The organism is Enterococcus sp. MSG3299 (genome assembly GCF_050555765.1).
Lineage (GTDB): Bacteria > Bacillota > Bacilli > Lactobacillales > Enterococcaceae > Enterococcus > Enterococcus faecalis.
This window is the reverse complement of record NZ_CP187869.1, coordinates 2,460,130-2,485,888: the sequence shown is the minus strand read 5'-3', so window position 1 is coordinate 2,485,888 and position 25,759 is coordinate 2,460,130. Positions and strand designations below refer to the sequence as shown.

The following is a 25,759-nucleotide window of genomic DNA, read 5'->3' as shown; positions in this document are numbered from 1 at the left end:
AGAAAGATATGGGGAGAAATATGATTAAAAAAATAATAGTCGTTGTTGCTTTCATGCTTACAGGCTTCTCGCTAACTGCGATGAGTGCATCTGCAGAAGAAATAACTGATTTATTTTTACAAAAAGAAGTGACATATTCTGGTGTAGAAGGAGGAAAAATTGGAGAGAATTGGAAATACCCTCAATTTGTTGGCGAAAAAGCTGTTGATGGCGATGAAACAACACGCTGGTCCGCTGATAAGCAAGATGAACAATGGTTAATTGTTGATTTGGGTGAAGTAAAAAACATTGGCGAACTCGTTTTACAGTTGCATGCAGAAAGTCCTGTGTATGAAATCTTAGTTTCAACAGATGGTGAAAGCTATCAATCTATCTTTAAAGAAGAGAATGGGCAAGGTGGCCAACCTACTAAAAAATATATTGATGGCAATAATGTACAAGCACGTTTTGTAAAATATCAGCAGATGAAAATGTGGCAACACACAAATAAGCAATTTTACAGTTCAAGTATTATTTCGTTTGAAGCATATGAAAAAAAACGATTGCCAGAAGCGATTAAACTTTTAACAGAGAACCTGACTATTAGTGAAAAAAGAAAGCAACAGCTAGCCTTTGAAGTGTCACCAGCTGGAGTAGATATCACAGAGGATCAGATTGAGTGGTCGAGTAGTGATCCTACCATTGTGACGGTTGACCAAACGGGTAATTTAACAGCAGTTAAGAGTGGTGAAGCGAAGGTAACAGTCAAAATTAAAGGAACAGAAATTAGTGATACAATTCCTGTGACTGTTGTAGCAGAAAATAAACAATATGCGGAAATGCGAGCAAAATGGAAAATGCGATTGTTAGGTACAACGCAGTATGATAACGATGCAGATGTGCAACAGTATCGTGCCCAGATTGCTACGGAGAGTTTAGCATTATGGCAAACGCTTAATCAAGCAGCAGATCGTGAGTATCTGTGGGAACGAAAACCATCGGATACAGTGTCTGCTGATTACACGACTCAATTTACCAATATTAAAAAATTAGCGTTAGGCTACTATGAACCATCAAGTGAGCTTTTTGAAAAACCAGAAGTTTATGATGCGATTGTTAAAGGCATTGAATTTATGATTGATACAAAAAAATACAATGGAACGTATTACACAGGTAACTGGTGGGATTGGCAAATTGGTTCCGCGCAGCCGCTAACAGATACATTGATTTTATTACATGATGACCTATTGAATACAGATGCAGAAAAATTAAATAAATTTACTGCTCCGCTGATGCTGTATGCAAAAGATCCAAACATACAATGGCCAATTTATCGTGCAACAGGAGCTAACTTAACAGATATTTCAATCACCGTTTTAGGTACTGGACTTTTGTTAGAAGATAATCAACGCCTAGTACAAGTACAAGAAGCTGTTCCGTCCGTTTTAAAAAGTGTTTCCTCTGGTGATGGCTTATATCCTGATGGTTCCTTGATTCAACATGGTTATTTTCCGTACAACGGCAGTTACGGGAATGAGTTGCTAAAAGGGTTTGGACGAATTCAGACTATTTTACAAGGTTCCGACTGGGAGATGAATGACCCTAACATTAGTAATTTATTTAATGTTGTTGATAAAGGTTACTTACAATTGATGGTAAATGGAAAAATGCCATCGATGGTTTCTGGTAGAAGTATTTCCAGAGCGCCAGAAACGAATCCTTTTACTACAGAGTTTGAATCGGGTAAAGAAACAATAGCTAATTTAACCTTAATTGCAAAATTTGCACCAGAAAATTTAAGAAATGACATTTATACATCTATCCAAACGTGGCTTCAACAAAGTGGGTCATACTATCATTTCTTTAAAAAACCAAGAGATTTTGAAGCGTTAATTGACTTGAAAAATGTGGTGAATAGTGCGTCACCTGCCCAAGCGACACCAATGCAATCTTTAAATGTATATGGTTCGATGGATCGAGTCCTACAGAAAAATAACGAATATGCGGTGGGTATCAGTATGTATTCACAACGTGTCGGAAACTATGAATTTGGGAATACGGAAAATAAAAAAGGCTGGCATACAGCAGACGGCATGCTTTATTTATACAATCAAGACTTTGCTCAGTTTGATGAAGGATACTGGGCAACGATCGATCCATATCGATTACCAGGAACGACAGTTGACACAAGAGAATTGGCAAATGGTGCTTATACAGGGAAACGCAGTCCCCAGTCATGGGTAGGTGGCTCAAATAATGGACAGGTTGCCTCTATAGGAATGTTTTTAGATAAAAATAATGAAGGAATGAACTTAGTTGCTAAAAAATCTTGGTTCTTATTAGATGGTCAAATCATTAATTTGGGAAGTGGCATTACTGGTACGACAGATGCTTCGATTGAAACAATCCTCGATAATCGGATGATTCATCCACAGGAAGTGAAGCTTAACCAAGGTTCAGACAAAGATAATTCTTGGATTAGTTTAAGCGCAGCGAATCCATTGAATAACATTGGCTATGTTTTTCCTAATTCAATGAATACGCTTGATGTTCAAATAGAAGAACGCTCTGGTCGCTACGGAGATATTAACGAATACTTTGTTAATGATAAAACCTATACAAATACATTTGCTAAAATTAGTAAAAATTATGGCAAGACTGTTGAAAATGGTACTTACGAATATTTAACAGTGGTTGGGAAAACGAATGAAGAAATCGCAGCTCTTTCTAAAAATAAAGGCTATACTGTTCTAGAAAATACAGCAAACTTACAAGCCATTGAAGCAGGTAATTATGTCATGATGAATACATGGAATAATGACCAAGAAATTGCAGGACTGTATGCGTATGATCCAATGTCGGTTATTTCAGAAAAAATTGATAACGGTGTTTATCGCTTAACTCTTGCGAATCCTTTACAAAATAATGCATCCGTTTCTATTGAATTTGATAAGGGCATTCTTGAAGTAGTCGCAGCGGACCCAGAAATTTCTGTTGACCAAAATATTATCACTTTAAATAGTGCGGGGTTAAATGGCAGCTCGCGTTCAATCACAGTTAAAACAACTCCTGAAGTAACGAAAGAAGCGTTAGAAAAATTAATTCAGGAACAAAAAGAACACCAAGAAAAAGACTACACCGCAAGCAGTTGGAAAGTCTACAGCGAAGCGTTGAAACAAGCACAAACTGTGGCAGATCAAACAACAGCAACGCAAGCAGAAGTAGACCAAGCAGAAGCAAAACTACGCTCGGCAGTGAAGCAATTGGCAAAAGTACCAACCAAAGAAGTAGATAAAACCAACTTGTTGAAAATCATCAAAGAGAACGAGAAACATCAAGAAAAAGACTACACCGCAAGTAGCTGGAAAGTCTACAGTGAAGCATTGCAGCAAGCGAAAACTGTGGCAGATCAAACAACAGCAACGCAAGCAGAAGTAGACCAAGCAGAAGCAAAACTACGTTCGGCGGTGGAGCAATTGGCAAAAGTGCCAACTAAAGAAGTAGATAAAACCAACTTGTTGAAAATCATCAAAGAAAACGAGAAAAACCAAGAAAAAGACTACACCGCAAGCAGTTGGAAAGTCTACAGTGAAGCGTTGAAACAAGCACAAACTGTGGCAAATCAAACAACAGCGACACAAGCAGAAGTAGACCAAGCAGAAGCAGAGCTACGCTCGGCAGTGAAGCAATTAACATTGAAAAATAGTGGGGAAAATAAAAAGGAACAAAAAAATGGGGGGAATAATGGACACTTAAATACTAGTGCGGGAGTTGATCAAACTGGTACGAAACAAGTTAAGCCATCAAGCCAAGGTGGTTTCAGAAAAGCTAGCCAATTTTTACCGAGCACAGGAGAAAAGAAATCGATCGCGCTTGTGATTATTGGCCTTCTAGTTATCGCCAGTGGGTGTCTTTTAGTTTTTCGTAAAAGTAAATCGAAGAAGTAAAAAATTACGGATTCACTAAAAACATAATAAAAAAGCAGACTTCCATACAAGAAGTCTGCTTTTTCATTAATTACTCCGCTTCCGCATTTTGCAAGTCAGCGACATCAGTCAGATAAGTGGTTTCATCCAACAAATCTTCCGAATGTGCGACATAAATCGCAGTGGCGCTATCACCAACCACGTTTAGGCTAGTAACGAGCATTTCGATTGGACGATTAATAGCTAAAATCAATGAATACGTCGCAATCGCAATCTCATTGTTATAGTTTAAACCAGTTAAAATAGTGAAAAGGATAATCCCGCCAGCGCCAGGTGCCGCCGGTGTACCAATGGATGACATTAAAGCTAAAATGGCAATCAAGGCAATATTAGCTGGTGTCACTTCATAACCAGCTACGCCCGCCACAAAAATAGCCGCAATTACTTGCATAATCGCTGTGCCGTTCATATTAATAGTCATTCCTAACGGCAAGACAAAGGCGGCAACATCGCTGTCGACACCTAACTCTTCAACCGTTGTTTTTGTATTTAACGGTAAAGTGGCTGCCGAAGAAGAAGTAGAAAATCCAAAGACCACAACTTTCATAATCTTTTTAATAAAAGGAACAGGATTTAATTTTGTCGCAAATAAGATAAATAATGGGTAACCGATCATCAAAAAGGCTAAGAGCGTCGCTGTCGTTGTTACGACGTAGACTAACGCTGGTTTTAAATAATCAATCCCGTAAGAAGCAAACGTCCGAACTAACAACATAAAGACGGCGATAGGAGCAAATTTAGTAATTACAAAGGTTAAAAATAACGTGACCATCGCATTGACTTCTTCAATTAATTTTTTGAAAACACGAATTTTATCCCCTAATGCATTAATACATAAACCAGTAATCACTGCCAACACAACAACAGCTAAAATCGCACCATTGTCGCTAAATGCAGAACCGATATTTTTCGTGACAGCATTGACTATCACCATTAATGGGTTGCCGCTTGTACTTACTTCGACAGGAGCTAGCGTTTCAGATAACGACACATTAAAAGCGCCAGTTAAATATACGCTATAGCCCACAATTCCTGCCGTTAATAGAGCAATCAGTGACATCGATAAAAAGCCAAAAATTGTTTTATAAGAAATTCGTCCTAATTTTTGCGTATCGGTAATATGACAAATGGCTAAAGTAATTGAAGTAAAGACCATCGGCACAATCACTAATTGTAGGCCGTTGATAAATAGTTGACCAATAATATAGAAAAGCCCAATCGCAGATTGTCCTTTTTCAGGATCTGAAATATCTTGGAAAAGAATCTGATTGATTGTCTGCCACACAGCGCCTTGATTGCTGCGAATAAGGTGCTCTCTTAAAAATAAAAAGCCGAGCCCAACGATTAAACCTCCCACCAATGAAATCACCATTTTTTTGGTAAATGAGATACCTTTCACTTCACGTTTTTTCTTTTCCACTTTGTTGCCTCCCAAATAAATTGATTAAGCACCGCGCAAAAAAAGCCTTGCACACAAAAAAAGGGCAAGACATCTCGTATCATTCACTATACAAAAATACAGAATTTTACAGAACTTTGCCTTGTTAGCCTCTCGGACTATCTTAAAGGTACTTTTCCACATACTAAGGGAAACTACGAGAATTGTCAATTCTTTTTTACTTAGGGGGGTGTTATTTTTGAAGAAAGAAAGTGATCTTTACCCTTTCCGCAGATACCGCAGCCAAAAAAGAACTACAACGGATTCTTTTGCAGTATAATAGAAAATAGAAACGAAAGAACAGGCACCAACACAAAGGAGGTATTTTTATGAAAGTCACTCAACTTTCTAGTGAAACCCTTGACCGAGCGCACGAACGTTTTGAAGAAACACTTGCGCAAATGACCGTTGCCGAAGCAAACACGATGCCCGCACCATTAATTAAGTCTGTTACTTGGCTAATGTGGCACACAGCCAGAGAATTAGACCTACAAATTTCCGCACTTAATCATAGTGAGCCGTTATGGCTTAGCCAACACTGGACAGAAAAATTTGCCTTGGATTTGCCAGATGAAACAGAAGACTGGCATCACACACCAGAAGAAGCGGCGAAAGTCGTGGTGGCAGAAAAGCAATTGCTTAGTGACTATTTGGCTGCCAGTGTGGCACTTACCAAAAGCTATTTAGACCAAGTCAAAGAAGAACAATTGTCAGACGTGATTGATAAAAATTGGACCCCGCCGGTGACTAGACAAGTGCGTTTAGTTTCAGCGATTGATGATGCAGTGATGCATTCTGGGCAAGCCGTTTATACACGAAGATTAGTCATTGGAAAATGATAAATAAGAAAAAACAAAAAATGCTTCTGCCTAAGCAGGAGTATTTTTTATTGAGAGAAAAAATACATAAAAATAATGAACGAAGGACTGTCCACTTTTTCCCTAGTTGAAACGTTGTATAAGTGAAAGGAGAAATCAGATGAAAAAGGAGGCAAATTTTGACGAAGTACTATTTTCTTTGGGGCAAGAAGTCATCCAAGTCTTGATTCGCCGAGGAGCAAGTCTTGAAGATGCACAAGATGCAGTGTCGCAAACGTATACAACGATTTTTTCAATATTACCTGAAATTACATCAGAAAATCTACGCCCGTGGTTTTTCCGAGTAACATTTAATTACTACATTACGATGTATCGAAAAAAGAAACGAGAACGCACTTTTGTGGCAAACAGCCATCCTGTGCAATCAATAGAAAAAATGGAAGGGCAAGAGTTATTATTATTGATTGATTCCTTAAAAGATGAGGAACAAGAACTATTGCTTTTGAAATATTATTATCAATTATCGTATGCCGAGATTGCGTTGATTTTAGAATTATCTGTTGAAAATGTTCGCAAAAAATTGTATCGCACACGTCAAAAATTAAAAAAAGAACTGGAGGAATAGAAGTGGATTTAAAAAAAAGTATTCGTAAAGCGAAAAGAAAACAATTTATCGTGATTGGTGCCATAACCGTTGTTAGTTTTGCCGTATTGTTTGTCGGTTTTTTTGTGGGAATGGATAAACTTTCGACGAAAAACTATCATACCCTACTAGAAGTAATTAATGATCAAGAAATGATTGCTTCACCAAACACTCAATTAGATTCCCAAGTGATTGCTAATAGTTCGCCTTTTGGGGGCGAAGTTGTAACTAATCGTTCAAAAAATATTGATGGTTACACGGTGGAGTGGAGTAATTTACGTAGCAGATATAGCTTTTTCAGAAATTCGATTGACTGGAATGAAGTCTATCCTGGTAGCTATTATTCTTCTAAGAATTTTTATGAATACAACCGACAAACCAAGCAGAAAGTAGCATCTTTTTATAACCCAGCGATTACCAATTACTATGGTGGTATCAAAAACGAATTAAGTGAATTAGATAAAATGGAAAACCAAGTAGCGGAAGTGGCGATTTCTTTTGATAAACCTTATCCATATGAAGAAGTCCGCAAAATGTTACCGAGCAATGTCAACTTAGTTTGGCTCTATGTTTACTCCGAAACGGTTAATGAAAAAGAGGGTCCTTCTGGTACTCTGCCTTATGGTTTTCAATTAAGCATGGACGATCAAAACGAAATATTTGATCCTGAAAACGACAAGCAACACTTTTTTGAAACCTTAGAAAAATCCCCGTTGTTTGCTGATAATCAAGAAGGCCAAAAGTTTATCCAACAAAATAAAAATAAAAAAGTCGAAAAATTACCTATTTGGGGAGTCATGCTCACCGGACAAACCAAAAATTTCAAAGCCTTACAAAATGAACCTTTTGTTCGTGGGGCTTCAATTGGCGTGACCGCACCTATCGTTCCTTATATTCAGCCAGAGAAATAAACATTCTTCCAAACTCTAAGCCTTCCGACTGATTTTGCTTCAACGATATTGTCAGTAAAAATAGAAAACGTTATAATAGAATGGATCACAGGAAGTGCTTCTACAATGCGTGGGAGCACTTTTTTTACTTATCTATGAGGAGGGCAAGTGAATGTTTTTTAATTTTATTGGGTTAACGTTATTTTTTGGTATCGGGATCTTAGTTGCGAATGGCGCCAAAATTGTAGCGAATAAAGGGAAAAAGAGTAAGGGGACCATTCTATTAATGGTGATGGAATTGCTCTTGTTAGGTATCTTTTTATTTGTGACTTTGCCAAGTAAAAATCTTTCAACCGTGTTATGGATTAATCTGATTGGCGCAGTGATTGCTAGTGGGGTGTTATTAAGTACACGCTTAGCTAGTAAAGTCGAAGTTCCTGGTATCCAAAAGGGCCGCAAAGAAGTAGGGAAGAATACCAACAAAACGGCTAACAAAGACTGGTCTGGCAAAATTTTGGGTGTTGCCGTTTTGGCAATGATTTTGTTGACTATTGTCAGTAGTATTACCAGAATCTCTTCTATTGATGAAATTTATCAAACGATTCCTTTAAAAACGGAAGAAAAAGCTGAAGTTTTAACTTCGGCGAAAGAAACACCCATTGCGATTGCACCACAAACGGCGAAACGAAAAATGTTACAGAAATTTTCTGTCATTCCCAATTCCAATATGTTTACTTTGGATGGTATAACGGCACAAGTTGTCAATGGCGAGTATGTTTATGTAGCAACAGTCGAATTTAATGGCTTCTTTAAATGGCTAAAACTGGGGGAAGTACCTGGCTATTTCATCATTAGTGCGACAGATATCAACGCACAGCCAGAATTTGTAGAAAAACCAATTGTTTATACTCCTTCAGCTTACTTTGGCAAAGATGCCGCACGAAAAATTTATTCCGCTTATCCAGGTTATGCAGCAACTGGCACAATCAATTTAGAGCTGGACGACCAAGGGAATCCTTACTATATTCAAACGCTTTACAAAGAGTATGGGGTTTCTGGTCGCATGCACTATAATGAATTTAAAACGGCGGTATTAAATGCTACAACAGGAGAAGTTAACGTTTATGACAGTCAAAAAGCCCCAAGTTTCGTTGATGCGCCGATTACTAGCTCAGCGGCGAATAGCTTAAATGAATTCTTTGGTCGTTACAGTCAAGGCTGGTGGAACCAGACAATGTTTGGTGCCAAAAAAGATGTCAAAATTCCAACTGAAAATGGTATTTATGCATCAGGACAAATTACGCCGATGATGAACAAGGAAGGGAACCAGTTGCTTTATTTTACGGACTTTACAAGTAGTGAAAAAGACCAAGATTCCGCTTTAGGTTATTCCTTAATCAATGCCCGAACAGGCCAAGTTACGTATTATCGTGATACTAAAGTCGGCATTATGGATAGTGATGGCGCCATTTCTATCGCTTCAAAAATTTATCCAGAAAAGAAATGGAAAGCTAGTATGCCAGTCCTTTATAATATTGATGGCGTGCCAACGTGGATTGTTTCGTTAATGGACAGTAAAGGGATTTTCAAAAAATATGTCTATATAAACGCCGTAGATAATGATATTGTGATTGATGCAGACACGGCACAAGGTGCATTAGACGCTTATCGAATTGAGTTAGTAACAAAAGGAAGCAACAATGAAAATACAGACAAAGCCAACTTGAAAACGATGCAAGGTAAAGTAGCTCGTGTCTCAGTAGTAGCTGGGGAAGCGCAAACGGTAGTTTCATTTTTACTAGAAGATGAAAAAACCATTTTTAGCGTAACGACTAATAACAGTCCGCTGGCGCTATTCTTAAAAGAGGGCGACCAAGTGACATTTAAAGCCGTAGTGACTGAAAATGCTAAAGCAGCGAATGTTGAAGAATTGAAAATTGCAGGATTAAACTAAGAGGTCGGGACAGAAGTGTTTAACTCCGAGAAATAAGAAGGAATTTCCGAAAATTGTTCTTTAATTTTTGGAGAATTTCGGCTTATTTCCGAAGGAGTTGCTTTTGTTCCCGCCGTTTATCAATTTTTAAGCCTGGAACAAAAATCCAAAGTGATTTTTGTCCCAGGCTCTCTTGGAAAAGAAGAAAAATCCACTTATTTCTGCTATGATAATAGAGAAAAAGAATACGAAGGAGCTTCGCCCATGCGCAACATAAAATTAACCATTGAATATGATGGTAAAAGATACTCAGGTTGGCAACGACTAGGTAATTCAGAGAAAACGATTCAAGGGAAAATTGAAAGTATTTTAACACAAATGACGGGTGAACCGATTGAAATTATTGGCTCAGGCAGAACGGATGCCGGCACACATGCACGTGGTCAAGTAGCGAATTTTAAAACGACTAGTTCACTAACAACAACCGAAATGTTATCCTTTTTAAATCGATATTTACCTGGCGATATTGTTGTTAAAGAAGTTACAGAAATGCCTGAACGTTTTCATGCACGGTATAACGCCACAGGCAAACAATACAGCTACTATGTTTGGAATAGCCCAATTCCTAATGCCTTTGAACGGTATCATAGTTTTCACTTTCCCAAAGCGTTGGATCAAGAAAAAATGGAACAAGCTTGCCAAAAATTAATAGGGACCCATGATTTTATTGGCTTTTCAGCATTGAAAAAAACCAAAAAATCGACTACTCGAACGATTGAAAAGATTACGATTGAAAGAAACGGCGAAATGTTACAGTTCACTTTTGTGGGCAATGGTTTCTTGCATAAAATGGTCCGCATCCTCGTTGGGACACTTTTAGAAATTGGTGCAGGCACCAAAGAATTAGCGATAATTGATGAATTGTTCGCAACAAAAGTCCGAGAAGGCGCAGGTGAAACGGCTCCTGCACAAGGGTTGTTTTTAGATGAAGTGTATTATAAATAACAAAAAAATAAATTTTCTTTAACCACACCAATTAAAAAGTTGAACTTCATCTAAAAAGTGCTAACGTTAAGAAGAGATTAACAATAGAAAGAGGTCATTTTTTTGCTATCTTTACTTATTTCTGTCAAAAAATTATTTTCATCTTTTTTAGGTATCTTAAAAAAAGAAGACACTCGTGCCTTGTTCTTTTTACTGGCAACCACGTTGTTGAGTGGGACTATTTTTTATTCAACAGTGGAAAAATTGTCGCCATTAGATTCGTTATATTTAAGTTTCATGACGTTAACCACGATTGGTTATGGAGATGTGCATCCAGTTACTGACTTGGGAAAAATTTTCACCATGATTTATGCTACAGTAGGCTTGGGGATTATGGCTATGTTTATTTCGGTCGTAGCAAAATCCTACTTGTATTCTAAACAAAGTCATCACCATCATCACCATAAAAACAAAGAACATTCAGCGGAAAAGTCTTCAGAAAAATAGACGAAATTGATGAGTTGACCAAGTGTTTCTCGAAAAATGAAAGTTTTTTGAGAAACACTCTTTTTTTATCTTAATAATTATGGTAGTATGTCCCAAACTGTATTTTATTTTAAAGGAGCGTGAAGTGAATGGTCAAAGCGATTCGGAAATTATCGTTAATTCAAAAAATCATGATAGGGATTGTGATTGGAACCACCTTGGGTTTCTTGGTGCCGGAATGGACCTTCATCAACGTTCTTGGTGAATTGTTTGTGGGCGCCTTAAAAGCAATTGCGCCGATTTTAGTTTTTGTCTTAATTATTGCGTCGCTAGCCCAACAAAAGGCTGGGGCGAAAACATATGTTGGATCAATTTTAGTTGTGTATCTGTTAGCGACATTTTTGGCAGCTGTTGTTGCCGTGACGGCAAGCTATCTGTTTCCCGTTAAGATTGTCTTGGAGGCGGCGCAGGAAGCGCAAGCAGCCCCAACGCAACTTAGTGATGTTTTAAGTAATGTGTTAACAAGCGTTGTCCAAAATCCGATTCAAGCGATGATTGAAGGCAATTATTTATCTGTTTTATTTTGGTCCTCATTAATCGGTATTGGGTTACGTCAAAGTTCGGTCGCTACCAAGGATGTGATTGCCAATCTTTCAACAGGGATTACCACGGTCGTTCAAATGATTATCGGCATTGCGCCAATTGGAATTCTAGGTTTGGTGTTTCATTCGGTGGCAACCACAGGCATTGCAGGGTTAGCCAAGTATGGTCAGTTATTATTATTGTTAATTGGTACGATGGCCGTGGTTGCTTTAGTCGTTTATCCAGCGATTGTTTTTTGGAATATTCGGCAAAATCCGTATCCGTTAGTCTTTTTTGTATTAAAGGAAAGTGCGATTCCCGCATTCTTTACACGCAGTTCTGCGGCCAATATTCCCATTAATATGGAATTGGCGAAAGCAATGGATTTAAATGAAGAATCTTATGCGGTCTCTATTCCGCTAGGCGCAACGATTAATATGGGCGGCGCAGCCATTACGATTACCATTATGACATTGGCGGCAGTCCACACATTAGGCATGTCCGTGCCAATCTATTTAGCATTATTGTTGAGTATCATCGCCGCTGTTTCTGCTTGTGGGGCTTCAGGAATTGCTGGTGGTTCCTTGTTGTTAATTCCGCTTGCATGTAGTTTGTTTGGCATTTCCAATGACATTGCCATGCAAGTCGTCGGCGTTGGCTTTATCGTCGGCGTAGTCCAAGATTCCATTGAAACAGCGTTGAACTCTTCTAGTGACTTGTTGTTTACCACCTCAGTTGAGTTAGCAGACCGACGTAAAAATGGTGAAATCATTGATGTCAAAGCGTTAATTGGCAAAAGTCAATTGGTGGTCGAACAAGAAAATATTTAAAAGAAAGGAACAACCCGCTAAAATGTGGGTTGTTCTTTTCTTTAATAATCTCGGCCCCATTTTTTTCAGGGGCCACTGAAATTATCGACCATTTTGTGAAGAAAATCCTCTCTATAATAAAGGTATCAAGTAAATAGGAGGTACACGAAATGAAATGGTATCAACTTTCCTCAACAAAAGTAATCGAGCAGACTAAGACGAAGCAAACGGGTCTTTCTAGCGAAGAACGTCAGCAACGTTTACAAACGAATGGTCCAAATAAAATTGAAGAAAAACAACAACTGAAAACGTGGCAAAAGCTAGCCAAACATTTTACAGATTTACTAATGGTGGTCTTACTCGCTGCCGCAATTCTAAAATTTGCCACAGGCGAAGTGGTCGAAGGAAGTATCATTTTTCTAGTGGTACTTGTCAATGGCTTTGTCGGTTATTGGCAAGAGCGTAAAGCAGAAGAATCATTAGACGGCCTGAAACAGATGATGGGCCAAGAGGCAGTCGTTCTAATTGATGGACAAAAAACAACCGTTTCTTCTGAAACATTGGTTCTGGGAGATGTAGTCACGTTACAAGCTGGCGATGTAGTCCCAGCAGATTTGCGCTTATTTGATGTTCATAATCTGATGATTGAAGAATCAATTTTGACAGGCGAATCAGAAGCCGTGGAGAAAATTACCGGTTCCTTGAATGAAGAATTGCCAACAGGCGATCAAAAGAATTTGGCTTTTTCAGGAACACTTGTCCAAGCAGGTTCGGCCTTAGGTGTTGTAGTAGAAACAGGAGATGCCACTGAAGTTGGAAAAATTAATCACGCGTTGCAGTCAGTAGATCAAAAAACAACGCCGCTCGTACGGAAAATGCACCAATTAAACAAGCAAATTTTCCAAGGGATTATGGTCTTGATCGTGTTTCTGATTTTCTTTACCACTTTTCGTCATGGCATGGAATGGAGCCTCTTATTTTCTGCGATGATTGCATTAATTGTAGCAATGATTCCAGAAGGCTTACCTGCTGTGTTAACGATGATTTTATCGATGGGTGTTCATGAGATGGCTAGAGAAAATGCGATTATTAAAGGCATGCCTTCCGTTGAAACATTAGGCTCAATGACAGTTATCTGTTCAGACAAGACAGGAACGCTAACTAAAAATGAAATGACGGTAATGGATGTAGTGACTGAAGAAATGACCATTGTCAAAGAGATTATGGCCAACTGTCAAGAATTGAAATTACAAGACCAACAAAAAATCGCCGACTTACAAGGGAATCCTACCGAGTTAGCTTTACTACAATATGTTGATCAGGATCAACTGTCTTTACGCCCTGTAGAAAAGAAAATTCCGTTTAGTTCAAGTTACAAATACATGGCCACTCGCCATCCGCAAGCAGAAGGTTCAATTATTTATGTCAAAGGTGCGCCAGAAGTATTGTTACAACTTTCTACGTTATCTGATAATCAAAAAGGTGCTTGGCAAGCACAAGCTGCGCAATTAGCGCAAAAAGGACAACGGGTATTAGGTTTCGCTTATAAGACAGTTACGTCACAACAGGAACTGACACATGAAACATTGTCAGGATTGACGTTTGCTGGACTGGCAGGCATCATCGATCCGCCAAAAGAAAGTGCTATTCAAGCCGTCAAAGAATCTCAAGAAGCAGGTATTTCCGTCAAAATGATTACCGGAGACCATAAAGATACAGCGCAAGCCATTGGCGAGCAAGTTGGTTTAAAGCATACGAAAAAAGTCCTTGAAGGATTAGAAATTGATGCTATGTCAGATGAAGAATTAGCCCAGAACGTTCAAAAAGTCGATGTATTTGCACGAACGACACCAGAACATAAATTACGAATTGTCACGGCGTTACAAAACAATGGCGAAATTGTCGGAATGACCGGCGATGGCGTGAACGATGCGCCAGCACTAAAGAAAGCCGATGTCGGAATTGCCATGGGAATTAAAGGAAGTGAAGTAACCAAACAAGCCGCAGATATGGTTTTGGCAGATGATAATTTCCATACGATTGCTAAAGCCGTGAAAGAAGGACGCCGCATTTTTGATAACTTGAAAAAGACGATTACCTTCTTCTTGCCAACCTCTTTAGCACAAGGTTTAATTGTTGTCTGGGCGCTTTTAATGAATCATCCTCTACCGTTGACACCTGTCCAGATATTATGGGTAAACATGGTAACTACGATTACTTTGTCTTATGCATTAGGTTTTGAAAAAGCGAGTGCTGATACCATGAAACGACCACCAAGAGATGTCAACGAAGGCATTTTAACAAAGTACAGTATTTTTAGAATCGTCTATGTGTCGGTACTCATTATGGTGCCAGGTTACCTCATGGCGTTACAATTTGAGGGCCAAGCCTTACAGCAAACGTTCCTCTTACAAAGTATCGTCTTAGCGCAAGCAGCGTATATGATCAACTGTCGTAAGTTGGTTGATCCGTCGTTAAGCACAGGCTTTTTCCAAAATAAAGTGTTGTTTGCTTCATTAGGAATCCTCTTTTTACTACAAGCGCTAGTAGTTTACTGGCCAGTAGCGCAGCAATTAATTGGCACAACTTCTTTAAATGGCCTTCAATTAGCAATGATTTTCGTCCATGTTGTGAGTCTGTTTTTCCTTGTTGAAGGGGAAAAATATATAACCAAACGATTCATGACGAAAGAAAGCCAAAAAACTAGCGAATGTCCTCGCTAGTTCCTTTAAAAATAAGAATGAAGAGTGAGCTCTGCTAGTCGGCGGAGTTCATTTTTTGTTGGAATTAAAGAGAGATAAAAGACAGGAAGATCAAGATGATCCAAGGGAAAATTGGAAATGATTATGTCGGCTTCATTTAACGTCAACTGGCTTAGTTCCACATATTCAATAGCTTGTAATTTCACACGAGTACCTAAATAAGCAGCTAATTCTTGTTGCAAAAAAGCTTTCCAAGCAGGTTCCCCTTGAAAGAGGAAATAGGCAGTCATCGTTTGCGCCTGAATGGAATAACTGGCTTGTTTTTCTAACAAAGAAGCCAAACTAAGAAAATAAGTCGGTTCTTCAATCGTGGTGTAGCGAGATAAAATCTCCAAAAGTTCTTGGTTGCTCTTTGATAACGCAAGGTCCTCTGCGGCTTGTTCGGTCATTAATTCTTGATATTCCAATTGAAATTGCTCAGAAAGTGTTGGGGACTCGGTATATTTAATGAATAACAATAACAGATTATCCAATAAATTTGTTTGGATTAAATCAGGCCGGGCTTCTTCAGTGGACAAATTAGTGACAAACTGTTGTAACGACTTTCGCAGCTGACTGTAATGAGTGTGGAGCGCAGAAGCCAACGTTTCGCCATAGACATTATCATAATTCCAACTTTCTAAGAAACAAAAGAAGGCGAAAAAACTTTCTTCCCCTTGCAAATAGATGCCTTCAGAAGCATAAAGTTTTGCCAAGGACGGTTGATAAAGTTGAAACAAGACATCTTTTGAATCAAAAGAAAATTGACTCACTCGGCAATTGGCTTTATTGCGAATCGTGTTAATAAAAAACCAACAAGCGCCAAAAATTTCTTCCGTTTCTACCGTCAACTCACTACTGTAAACTTGTTTCAAAAATTGAAAATAATGCTCCTCATGAATAGAATAATCGTCAAAAAAATAATTATTATGAGTAAAAGGCACCAACAAGCGATGATAAAAAATCCGAATATTGCTTTCTGCCCCGATTAGCTGAATGGTCGTCGTGGTTAGTTGAATCGTTAAATGAAAATCACGTAAGGCCTGATTCATTTTTTTGATATGTCGCTTCAAAGTTTCATAAGAAACACCACTAGTGCTCAAAAAAGAAGTTGTCACTAACTCTTTCGTAAATAGTAGCTCTTTTAATAGTTGAATACTAATGGATTGAGGTAAAAATAATGACCAAAGCTCATTGGTTTGCGCATTCCCCTGATTGCGTAACCGAATACCACTGCTATCGGTTTCAATGGACCAGTCGGCGGGTAATTGACTGCGAATATACTGTAAATCCGAAAAAACGGTTCGCTCTGTCGTTTGGATTTGCGCGGCTAAACGCTTGGCTGTCAGCTGAGGAACATTTAACAACTGTTCCAACAAACGAATTTGCCGAAGCAAATCTTTTTCCGTTATCACACGTTTTAACATGGAGTACATGGCAAAACCTCCTTTTGCTTAAGAATACGGATAAAAAGGGGATTGGTCAATTAAAAAAAGAAGCGAATCGTCATTCGCTTCTTTTTATTCACTATACAAAAATATCAAATGTATGCAAAACGGCTGACAATAAAATGGTTACAACAGCCATTCCTGATACAAAGCCGACAGCACCAGGAACAAACGGAGGTAATCGTTTAGCAATATAGCTACCGACAGGGGCCGCACTGATTCCTGCTAAAACGGCGATGGTCAGGGAAAGCCAAAAGCCACCACCCATCATTAAAATCACACCAGGAACAATACTGACCAGTGGCATAAACGTTGGATACCAACCTTCTTCAGCGAAATGTTTTCGATAAAGAAAAACACCAACAGCCGAAGCAATCATTTGTCCCATTAAAATGTCAGGAACCAAGCCAGAACCATTTGTAATATGATTAATATTGACAAACCAATCTGTCAAAACGCCTAGAATTACCAAACCTCCAACTAACTCATTTCCATAAAACCAAGCTTCGGAGAAGTCAGCAAAAGTGCGTCGTATTGACCATTGAAAGGTTTGCGTATTTTCAATTTTAGGTTGTTTTTGCCGCTTCTGAGCGATTGGTGCAACAGAAGGAACCATCCAAGGGAGTTGATGACAGATGGCTGAAACAATCCAGCCAACAAAAGCCATTGTGGTAACGTTGGAAACTGTCCCAGGTACATTTAAAAGGGGCATCAATTGCGCATTCAACCAATTGGCAAACGGAAAAGTGAAAAGTGCACTCAACAGAGAAATCGTTCCTAATTTTTTCCAGCCAGGTCCGTAAACAAGCGTTAAAGCTGGCGGCGTGCCGACCACCACAATAAACGTTGGTAACCACAACACTTCTTTTGTAAAAAAGCGTGTAAAATCAAAAACATAAATAGTTAAAAAGAGGGAAAGTAGCTGAGAAGCAAGTACCCGAGGCCAAGCACCAGAGCCACCAGCAATTGCAAATCCCTGCCATTTTGAATTTTTCCGATAAAGTTGCCAAGCAATCAGACCGCCGATTAGTAAGAAAAGCGTTGTAAAAAGTCCACCGTAAAATTCCCCTTCCGTGAAGTTCATAACAAAATAGATAAATTTGTAAAATCCCTGCTGATTTACTTTGATAACTACGTCATTGTAAGGAAAAAAGTTAGACACATGTCGAAAGCCATTCATGATCCAATACAGGAACATTCCCAAAAAAAATTTTACAACAAGAGCTAAAACGGCTTCGTAATTGATCGATTTATTTTTCATATGATCGCTCCAAAAAAATGACATTTTACTAAGTTTTTGAAATTAGTTTATTTTAGCTACTAAAGCTTTTAGTGCCTCGTTAAAGACATTTGCTGGCGGATTAGTCAATCCAGCGCCAATCATACCAATCCCCGGTTCCTTATGAGCAATAGCAGTATTAATGATAGGCAGCATCCCTGTTTCTAAGACTTTTAAGACATCGATGCCTGAAGGAATCCCCATAAAATCTAAAACAGGAATCGTGACATTGGGATTTTCTTTCGTAGTAATTTCCAGCATTTCTTTTGAATAATTCAATGCTTCTGCCACTGTTCCGCCAACTAATGGGACAATTGCTGGTGCAGCTGCCAGAGCAAATCCGCCAACCCCATACGTTTCTGTAATAGCACTATCGCCCATATCCAAACCAGCATCTTCTTGTGTGTAACCAGCAAACATCGGACCAATCACCCGTTGGGCAGGCCCCGTAAACCAGTGATTTCCGCCAATCCCACTGACACGAATTCCAAATTCGACCCCATTGCGACACATGGTGGTGACAATTGTACTATTCTCTACATTATGCCCAGCATCTAACGCACATTTAGCGGCGCCCATCCAAGTTGGACCAGAAAAATAGTCAGAACTGCCAAGAAATTCAAATACTTCTTTTAATTGTTCACGAGAAAAATCAGTTTGAACCATGTAAGGCGTTAATGCTTGGACTAACAACGTACTTCCAGCTACATTGCGATTATGACACTCATCGCCCATATGCAAGGCTTGCGAAAGCATTAAGCGTAAATCAATGCCTTCTGGACAAAAAGTCATGGCATCATGAAGTAATGGACCTAAAACATCGCGCATCCAAATCAGGCGATCCACGACGGATTGATCATTTGCGCCAAATCGTAAAACTTTCGCCAATTGTTCACTTAAATTAGTAAAAGCTGTATTGCCATACGTTTCATTTTTGATAATATGAACGTACATATTCGGAGAAGTCACGCCAGCCATAGAACCAACGGCATCATGTTCATGACAAGGAGAAAACGTAATCGCGCCAGAACGAGCAACCCGATCGGCATCAGCTAGATCTTTTGCTAATCCTTCAAAAACAAGCGCTCCTTGAACGGCACCTTTCATCGGTCCGCACATATTTTCATAAGTAATGGGTGGCCCAGCATGTAAAATGGTCGTTTCAGTCATATCGGGCATGACATTAATTGCTTTATCAAATCCTACTAAAATAGGTTTTGATTGAATAATGCGGGTAACTGCTTCTTCGTTGGCTTGTTGGATTTTTTCATAAAGTGTTGGATTTTTTAATTGATCCAATAATTTTAATAGCTCTGGGTCACCATTGGCTGGCGGTGCCCAATTTACTTGATGTGAAGGAATCCCTTGTTTTTTCATATCTTCATGAATAAAGTCAATGCCTACATTGATCGTATCTAAAGGTTGTTTAAAAAGATCATTTCTGCTCATGTTCGTTCGCTCCTTTTACAAAAGTTTTGGTGGCTTCGCAAAGTTGATGACTGCTGTCGACAACGAGAACCTCTAAATCTTCTAAAATTTTCCGCTGTTCATGAATATCTTGTGGATCTTCTTCGGTCCCTAAAACATAGCCAATAGTGGCTAACTCACGACCATCTGCTTTCGCTATTGCTTTGGCTTCCTTTAACGCCTCCGCTAACACGCCAACAGGATTTTCGTGAGAACCATAACCTAATTCAAAATCTAACGCTAAAACTGCCACTTCAGGATCTTTGGCTTCTTGAAGAATGCGAGTAATCCGAGAAGTCGGATCGATCATTGGATGTGGGCGGCCTTCTGTGAAACGATCATCACCGAAATCAATCAATGTATGTGCTTGGCTGTGGTCAGGATTTGCTAATTGCCGTTCAGGAATTTTATGAATATTACTATAAACATCATCAGAGACTTCTGTTAAAGCATATAAAAGTTCATCACAAAGAGTGCCACCACAGAACAACCCACGAACAAATTTTTGAGAAGAGGCTTGTTGCTGTTGGATGGCTGTTAACGTTGCGCCTGTCGGATTTTGATAGAGGCTGGTTTCCGCTTCCTGTGTTTGACTAAATTGAATCACCTTTTGAACTGCATCCAGAGAAGAAGTAGCAAAAGTGACGTTGTCTATTTTTCGTTCCGTTTGTTCACTGCCGATAAAATAAATAACAACTGGTTTAGTTGAAACAGCTAATTTTTTTAAAATTTTCTCTGTTACTTCTGGAGCAGGCGGTTTAGAAATAAGTAAAATTGCCTTAGTTTGTTCGTCAGCCATTAAAGCATCCAGCCCGTCAAGCATCATCAGCCCACCAATTTCAGCAGACAAATCACGGCCGCCAGTACCAATTAATTGTGAAATCCCATAACCATATTTATGGATTTGAACACTAACTTCTTGGCTGCCTGTACCAGAAGCGCCGACAATTCCAATATCTCCTGAACGTACCTTGTTAGCAAAACATAACCCAACGCCATTAATAATCGCTGTTCCACAATCAGGGCCCATCACAAACAGTTCTTTTTCGTGTGCTTTTTGTTTTAACGCTAATTCCTCGTCAACCGTCACGTTATCACTAAAGAGCATGACGTGTTTTTGCTGATTTAAAGCTTTATGCGCTTCTCGTGCAGCAAATTTTCCATTGACAGAAATTACAACTAAGTTGGCATCAGGCTCTTCATGAAGGGCTGAATCTAACGTCTTATAGGTTACTTCAGAAGAAGCGGTTTTCTTTTTCTTCGTAAATAACTCGTCGACTTGCTGTAAAATTTCTTCTGAGTCCGCTTGGTCATCAAGATCTAAAACAATTAATAAATCGCCCGTTGTAACATGATCCAAGGCGGGTGTATATAAACCAACATTCCGAATCACTTCAAGATTCATGTCGGTTCCCATCCCAATCATTGCGGTTTTAACTCCAGCCAGTTCATTGGCTCGTGTTGAAATGGTCATTAAAGTAACTGAATCAAAATAGGCGTTCTCTTTAATTACTGTTTGAATTGTCATGATTATTCTCCTCACAAAATAGTTTTAAACCAAAAATAATGCCGCAAAGTATGTCGCTTCCTGAAGTTGAGCCCACCTCCTCTAAAGCTGAAACCGCTTGAGCCATTTCGTTTGTATTTCCGCTTTCAATCGATAAAAAAACACGCTGAACTAGTTGAGAAAACCGCTCGTTCACTGCTTCATGGATTTCCGCATAACTGACCGCATTCGTTCGTTCCTTGGCTAGCACAGCCAGCTGTTGGAAATTCGAGGGAAGTTGCTGTAATGCAGAAAAACTAGCAAGTAATCCTGTGATAAAATCATCGCCAGTGGGAGTTAAACCAATCCCCAATCCCAAAATCTTCGTTAAACAATCAAGAGCTATTTTAAAAGATTTTTGCGCCCAAGCCTGTTGAAAATGAATCATTTCTTTTTGAATCTGGGTCCGACTATAAGAATCAAAAAGAAAGGTTGACGGCGAAGCAGGAAAAAGCGCTTGCCAAGGATTGAAACGAGTTTGCTGAATATACGTTAAAAAAATAGCTATCTTTGTTTTACTGGGTGTTAAATAAAGTGGCGTTGGTTGCCAAATTTGGGCATCGGCTAGGGTTAATTGTCGTCGGCCTAACCGGATAAACAGGGGCTCAATTTGGACAGGTAAATCAGCGAAATGGCTAAGTTTTTTTCATCGAGTATAATCGTGTTAGGTGCTATATGTTCGGGATGCGTTGAAATGGTCAAGAGAATTTCTTGGGTGTCTACATGACCATAATTAATAGCGTGCGTAAAACATTGCAAACTAGTCAATGTTTGATGAGGGAGTTTCGATAAAATCGTTTGGTCATAAGCTAAAATTTTTGTCATTCCAACGACCTCCTTTTTAATAGCGCTTTCACGACTTCATAATAAAAGAATCCAGCACGCTAAACAATTGCTAAAAATGACATTGATTTACAAGTTTGAATGGACAATTTGTACATTGGGAGGATAAATGATGTTAAAAGTGAGTGATTTATTAACGTTAGAAGAATTACCTGGCATTACCTTAGTGGCAGGACATAAAAATCAGGACCAACCGATTTTAAAAGTCAATATTTTAGAAAATCCTGATATTTTAGATTGGCTAACAGCAGGTGAGCTGCTGTTAACGACAGGGTACATATTTAAAGATGATCGGAAATTACAGAAAAATTTTTTGAAAGAACTAGCCAAACACCATTGTGCTGCCTTGGGATTTAAAACCCAACGTTATTTTGAAGAAGTTCCACCAGACCTAATCAAATTAGCAGATGAAATGAACGTTCCTATTTTAGCAATTCCTTACAATTATACCTTTTCGCAAATTGCTGACGTGTTGAAAAGTCATGTCACGTTAGAACAATTTGACATGAATGCGCAAGAAACCGCATTGCATAATAAAATTTATCAAATCTTAGAAACGGGAAGTAGCAGTTTTCATTTGCTGCAGGATCTAGCAGAAACCATTCAAAATCCTGTCTTGTTATTGAATGACCACTTTGAAGGAGTTAATTTTTTTGACTTGCCTAAAAATCCAATTCGTATTTCTAGCATTTTAGAAGATAGACAAGAAACCTCAGAGTTCCAAAAACAATTGCTGGAACAAAGTCATCCATTATTACGCTTTTATCAAGAACCGATTCATTTACAGTTGAAACTCCAGAACCAAGTGGTGCCAATTGAAATTTATCCAATTAAAAAGAAAAATGTTATTTTATATTATTTGCTCGTCTGGAACACCTTGGCCCCATTACGACCAGTCGACGTGGCTCATTTTAAAATCACAGCTCATTACTTACTTTTACAATTGCAATTGGAATACTCACGGAAATTTGAAGAATACCAACAACGAAACGAATTATTTTTTAAGCTGATTGCGCATGAAAAGAGGGACCAAGCTGTTTTCCAACAATTTCAACAATATTATCGCTTGGCAATAGATAAGCCCTATGCGATTTTGCTAATTTCATTAACTTTAAATGAACGCCAAAGGCAAGAAAGAATGTCTATTTTAGGTAACCAGTTAAACCAAGTTATTTTAGGGGACAAACAAAAAATTGTTTGTATTGAAATTGACAGTTCCTTTGTCTTATTAGTTGAAAATCCACCTGAAAAAGAAGGCGATTATCTGAAAATGATGCAACGCCTAGCACAAAGTAGTATAAATCAGTTAATGAAAGTACAAGAAGATGTGGAACTTTTCCTAACAATAGGACCTAAGATTCAAGGTCTGACCCAGATTCATGAATCGTATCAACAAGCGATTGACGTTTTAGCCTTTCAACGCCAATTCGTTGCAGAAAAACCTGAAATGAGGATTGCTTCCTACGCGAATTTTCATCTTAGACAGACATTGCAACGTTATTTTTTAGCAGAAGGACAAGCAACCCTCAGAAAAAAATATCTTCAACCATTGCTGAAAAGTGATCAACAGCAACATACAGACTTTGTCCATACACTGAATGTCTATTTTCAATCAAAACGAAACTTGTCTCAAACAGCCAAAAAGCTCTTTATTCATCGTAATACTTTGTTACAACGATTGGAGAAAATTGAACAGCTAGTGCTGTTGGATTTTGATAAGGAAGTGGACTTGTTGGCGTTGGAAGTGGCGTTGTTTGTGGGAACTTAAGAAGCAATATAAGTGGCGGTTTTTAATTTAATGGAATATATATATAGCTAAAAGAAACGATTATACAAGAAGAATAATTTAATCAATAAAAAATGGAATCTTTTCATAACCTTAATTTTTCAAAAAAACTAATCCTTCCCAAAATCTTCAAACACAAACCACTAACTATCTGCTACTATAAAAGAAACAACTATCATTTGGAGGAAGTATGCGTAACAGAAAAATGTGGACAATTATCGTCAGTGGGTTATTTTTAAGTAGTATCATCGCGGGAATTTCAGGAGCATTTTTAATCATTGAAGGAGAGCTAACGACTCTGCTCTGGGAGGTGTTGCCAGCGCAAATGAAATGGCCAATTCTCTATTATTTTGTCTTGTGTGTGCTAGGAGCGTTGGTATTGAGTTATCTGAAGAAACGCTTCGGGCAAGTACCACAAACGGCGCATGAGGCTCTGACAGAATTGAAGGCGAAACAATCGGTCGATTATTCAGGTGTGTTTAGAAATTTATTGGCCGCCTTGGTAATTTTAATTTTCGGGGCTGGTGTCGGTCCTGAAGCTGCATTGTTGGGAGCAATTATTTCGTTGTCAGTCTGGCAATCTGATAAGTTACGGTACCTTTATTTTCATTATGACGAGCAAGAACAGCAAGTATTTTGGACAAAAATTCAGCGCTTGCTACATCCGCAACAGTTTGTTCAGCGCTACGATACGAGGCTCGCTCCTGCGGATAAAAAGAAACTGAAACAAGTGATGAACGGGTTATTTATTGTGAACGGGTTGGTGGTGTTTACCTTTTTAATGAAATTGGTGGGACACCCATCGTTTATTACGAAGTTAGGAACTGGAAAAATTGAAATGGCTTCGTTATGGCTGATTTTACCAGCTTTATTAACTGCTTTTGTGATTGGTAACGCCTATCAATGGTTGCAAGCTGCTCTGGCTAAACTATGCCAACCTTTTGAAGAAAAGCAAAGCATACTGGTAAGCTTTGGTGCAGCCTGTATTTTTCTCTTTGTTATTTTAATGCCAAGATTACTATTTTCAGGACAATCTTTTATGCATTTAGTTCCTAGTTTTGGTAGTCAACAAGCTTGGTATATCTTGGTGATCGCTGCGATAATGAAACTAGTATTTCTACAAGTTTGTTTACAGACAGGTTGGATAGGTGGCGATATTTTTCCCGTCGTTTTTTCAGCTATTTTAATCGGGTTTGCGGTCGCGCAATTTTTTCCAACAATTGACTCACTTTTTGTTGTCGCAATTTTTGCTACGAGTTTAACAACCCAGATCTTAGGGACGATTCTTGTACCGGGTATTTTTGTGGGGCTCTTTTTCCCAATCACGCTTTGGCCAATTGTAGTCCTTGTGTTATTTTTACAATGGCTATTGAAAAATAAAATTATTAAGAATAACTAGAAGATACTAAAAAGAGGGAATAAAATGAACCTAACCCATCAAGACTTCAATCTATTCAACCGAGAAATCTTCACATTTAAACAACTCAAAGAGCAACAAAAATCAGCAGAAATCGATGCCTTAAAGCAAACCTACAAGCAACATTGGGAAAAGTGGAAAGCCTTAAACCTCGCAATCGCTCAAGGTTTACCAGCTGAACTCGGCATCACTAAGCCGAAAATCGAAAGCTGGACCAACGGCTGGAATTTACGCAGTCATTTCTGGGCTGCGTATCGCAGTGAGCAACGCCAAGCGGAAAATGCTTGTCTGGCGTTGTTATTAAATAAAAAGCAATTTCAAGTATATTTGATGTTTCAACATTACAAAAGTGAGGAGCGGACAGGCTCAGTCGTCGCTTACAATCAATTGCTTAATCGTTTAGAAGCTTGGAGTCAAACCATCGACTGCGAAGGCTATTATATTTGGCCGCAGGAAGAGCATGAACTAGTGGACCATTTGCCTTTAAAAGATTATTTAGCAGATGAAAAACAACGGAAAATTTTAGAAGAGCGGATAGGCAATCGCTCATTTCAGATCGGTAAGTTGTGGTTTGCGACGGAAAAGCTTGAAACGATTGAAGAAAAAAGTTGTCAGGCGCTTCAAGAATTAGCGCCGTTGTATAACGCATTATCTGAAAAATGAACGAAACAACGTCTCTGACCA

At 38.7% G+C, this 25,759-nt stretch carries 19 protein-coding genes; 12 read left to right on the top strand and 7 right to left on the bottom strand.

The window, feature by feature from the left end:
• Positions 1–20 precede the first annotated feature (20 nt).
• Positions 21–3,926, top strand: a complete 3,906-nt coding sequence (locus IGL23_RS12215; RefSeq protein WP_104869688.1) for a polysaccharide lyase family 8 super-sandwich domain-containing protein — start codon at positions 21–23, stop codon at positions 3,924–3,926.
• A gap of 70 nt (positions 3,927–3,996) precedes the next feature.
• Here IGL23_RS12215 and IGL23_RS12210 read toward each other — a convergent pair whose 3' ends face one another.
• On the bottom strand, positions 3,997–5,400 hold the full coding sequence (locus IGL23_RS12210) for a dicarboxylate/amino acid:cation symporter (RefSeq protein WP_002407860.1): 1,404 nt from the start codon (positions 5,398–5,400) through the stop codon (positions 3,997–3,999).
• Between the two features lie 332 nt (positions 5,401–5,732).
• Here IGL23_RS12210 and gst point away from each other — a divergent pair, with 332 nt between their 5' ends.
• The 8 genes from gst to IGL23_RS12170 all read left to right on the top strand — a co-directional run bounded on the left by gst (position 5,733) and on the right by IGL23_RS12170 (position 15,271).
• A complete protein-coding gene (gst, locus tag IGL23_RS12205) occupies positions 5,733–6,242 on the top strand; it encodes a DinB family glutathione transferase (RefSeq protein WP_002409189.1) in 510 nt (169 codons plus the stop codon).
• A 139-nt stretch (positions 6,243–6,381) separates the two neighbouring features.
• On the top strand, positions 6,382–6,846 hold the full coding sequence (locus IGL23_RS12200) for an RNA polymerase sigma factor (RefSeq protein ID WP_002383292.1): 465 nt from the start codon (positions 6,382–6,384) through the stop codon (positions 6,844–6,846).
• Between the two features lie 2 nt (positions 6,847–6,848).
• Positions 6,849–7,775: an anti-sigma factor gene (locus IGL23_RS12195; RefSeq protein ID WP_002359103.1), complete on the top strand. Its 927-nt coding sequence runs from the start codon at positions 6,849–6,851 to the stop codon at positions 7,773–7,775.
• A 151-nt stretch (positions 7,776–7,926) separates the two neighbouring features.
• Positions 7,927–9,708, top strand: a complete 1,782-nt coding sequence (locus IGL23_RS12190) for a hypothetical protein (protein ID WP_002378931.1) — start codon at positions 7,927–7,929, stop codon at positions 9,706–9,708.
• A 243-nt stretch (positions 9,709–9,951) separates the two neighbouring features.
• Positions 9,952–10,692: a tRNA pseudouridine(38-40) synthase TruA gene (gene truA / locus IGL23_RS12185; protein WP_002355033.1), complete on the top strand. Its 741-nt coding sequence runs from the start codon at positions 9,952–9,954 to the stop codon at positions 10,690–10,692.
• A gap of 102 nt (positions 10,693–10,794) precedes the next feature.
• Positions 10,795–11,178 (top strand): potassium channel family protein, encoded by a 384-nt coding sequence (locus IGL23_RS12180; protein ID WP_002367385.1) that lies wholly within the window; start codon positions 10,795–10,797, stop codon positions 11,176–11,178.
• Positions 11,179–11,306: 128 nt separating this feature from the next.
• Positions 11,307–12,569, top strand: a complete 1,263-nt coding sequence (sstT, locus tag IGL23_RS12175) for a serine/threonine transporter SstT (RefSeq protein ID WP_033594898.1) — start codon at positions 11,307–11,309, stop codon at positions 12,567–12,569.
• Positions 12,570–12,718: 149 nt separating this feature from the next.
• Complete coding sequence (locus IGL23_RS12170) at positions 12,719–15,271, top strand: cation-transporting P-type ATPase (RefSeq protein WP_002365312.1); 2,553 nt, start codon at positions 12,719–12,721, stop codon at positions 15,269–15,271.
• 5 nt (positions 15,272–15,276) lie between these two features.
• On the opposite strand, the gene IGL23_RS12165 is transcribed toward IGL23_RS12170, so the two are convergent.
• The 6 genes from IGL23_RS12165 to IGL23_RS12140 form a co-directional block, all read right to left on the bottom strand.
• A complete protein-coding gene (locus tag IGL23_RS12165; protein WP_002372883.1) occupies positions 15,277–16,716 on the bottom strand; it encodes a helix-turn-helix domain-containing protein in 1,440 nt (479 codons plus the stop codon).
• Positions 16,717–16,816: 100 nt separating this feature from the next.
• A complete protein-coding gene (locus IGL23_RS12160; RefSeq protein WP_033594894.1) occupies positions 16,817–17,998 on the bottom strand; it encodes a hypothetical protein in 1,182 nt (393 codons plus the stop codon).
• 42 nt (positions 17,999–18,040) lie between these two features.
• Positions 18,041–19,465: a DUF1116 domain-containing protein gene (locus IGL23_RS12155; protein ID WP_033594892.1), complete on the bottom strand. Its 1,425-nt coding sequence runs from the start codon at positions 19,463–19,465 to the stop codon at positions 18,041–18,043.
• The gene (gene fdrA, locus IGL23_RS12150) at positions 19,452–21,011 is read right to left on the bottom strand and encodes an acyl-CoA synthetase FdrA (RefSeq protein WP_033594891.1); all 1,560 of its coding nucleotides are present in this window, start codon (positions 21,009–21,011) and stop codon (positions 19,452–19,454) included. The genes IGL23_RS12155 and fdrA overlap by 14 nt, the downstream gene beginning before the upstream one ends.
• Positions 20,989–21,417 carry a DUF2877 domain-containing protein gene (locus IGL23_RS12145; RefSeq protein WP_033594889.1) on the bottom strand — a complete coding sequence of 143 codons (429 nt, stop codon included), beginning with the start codon at positions 21,415–21,417 and terminating at the stop codon, positions 20,989–20,991. The genes fdrA and IGL23_RS12145 overlap by 23 nt, the downstream gene beginning before the upstream one ends.
• A gap of 197 nt (positions 21,418–21,614) precedes the next feature.
• Positions 21,615–21,854 carry a hypothetical protein gene (locus IGL23_RS12140; protein ID WP_002398887.1) on the bottom strand — a complete coding sequence of 80 codons (240 nt, stop codon included), beginning with the start codon at positions 21,852–21,854 and terminating at the stop codon, positions 21,615–21,617.
• A 127-nt stretch (positions 21,855–21,981) separates the two neighbouring features.
• Between IGL23_RS12140 and IGL23_RS12135 the strand changes: the two genes are divergently transcribed.
• The 3 genes from IGL23_RS12135 to IGL23_RS12125 all read left to right on the top strand — a co-directional run bounded on the left by IGL23_RS12135 (position 21,982) and on the right by IGL23_RS12125 (position 25,738).
• On the top strand, positions 21,982–23,640 hold the full coding sequence (locus IGL23_RS12135; RefSeq protein ID WP_430619656.1) for a PucR family transcriptional regulator: 1,659 nt from the start codon (positions 21,982–21,984) through the stop codon (positions 23,638–23,640).
• A 208-nt stretch (positions 23,641–23,848) separates the two neighbouring features.
• The gene (locus IGL23_RS12130) at positions 23,849–25,057 is read left to right on the top strand and encodes a chloride channel protein (protein ID WP_033594885.1); all 1,209 of its coding nucleotides are present in this window, start codon (positions 23,849–23,851) and stop codon (positions 25,055–25,057) included.
• Between the two features lie 24 nt (positions 25,058–25,081).
• On the top strand, positions 25,082–25,738 hold the full coding sequence (locus IGL23_RS12125) for a glucose-6-phosphate 1-dehydrogenase family protein (RefSeq protein WP_033594884.1): 657 nt from the start codon (positions 25,082–25,084) through the stop codon (positions 25,736–25,738).
• Positions 25,739–25,759: the final 21 nt, after the last annotated feature.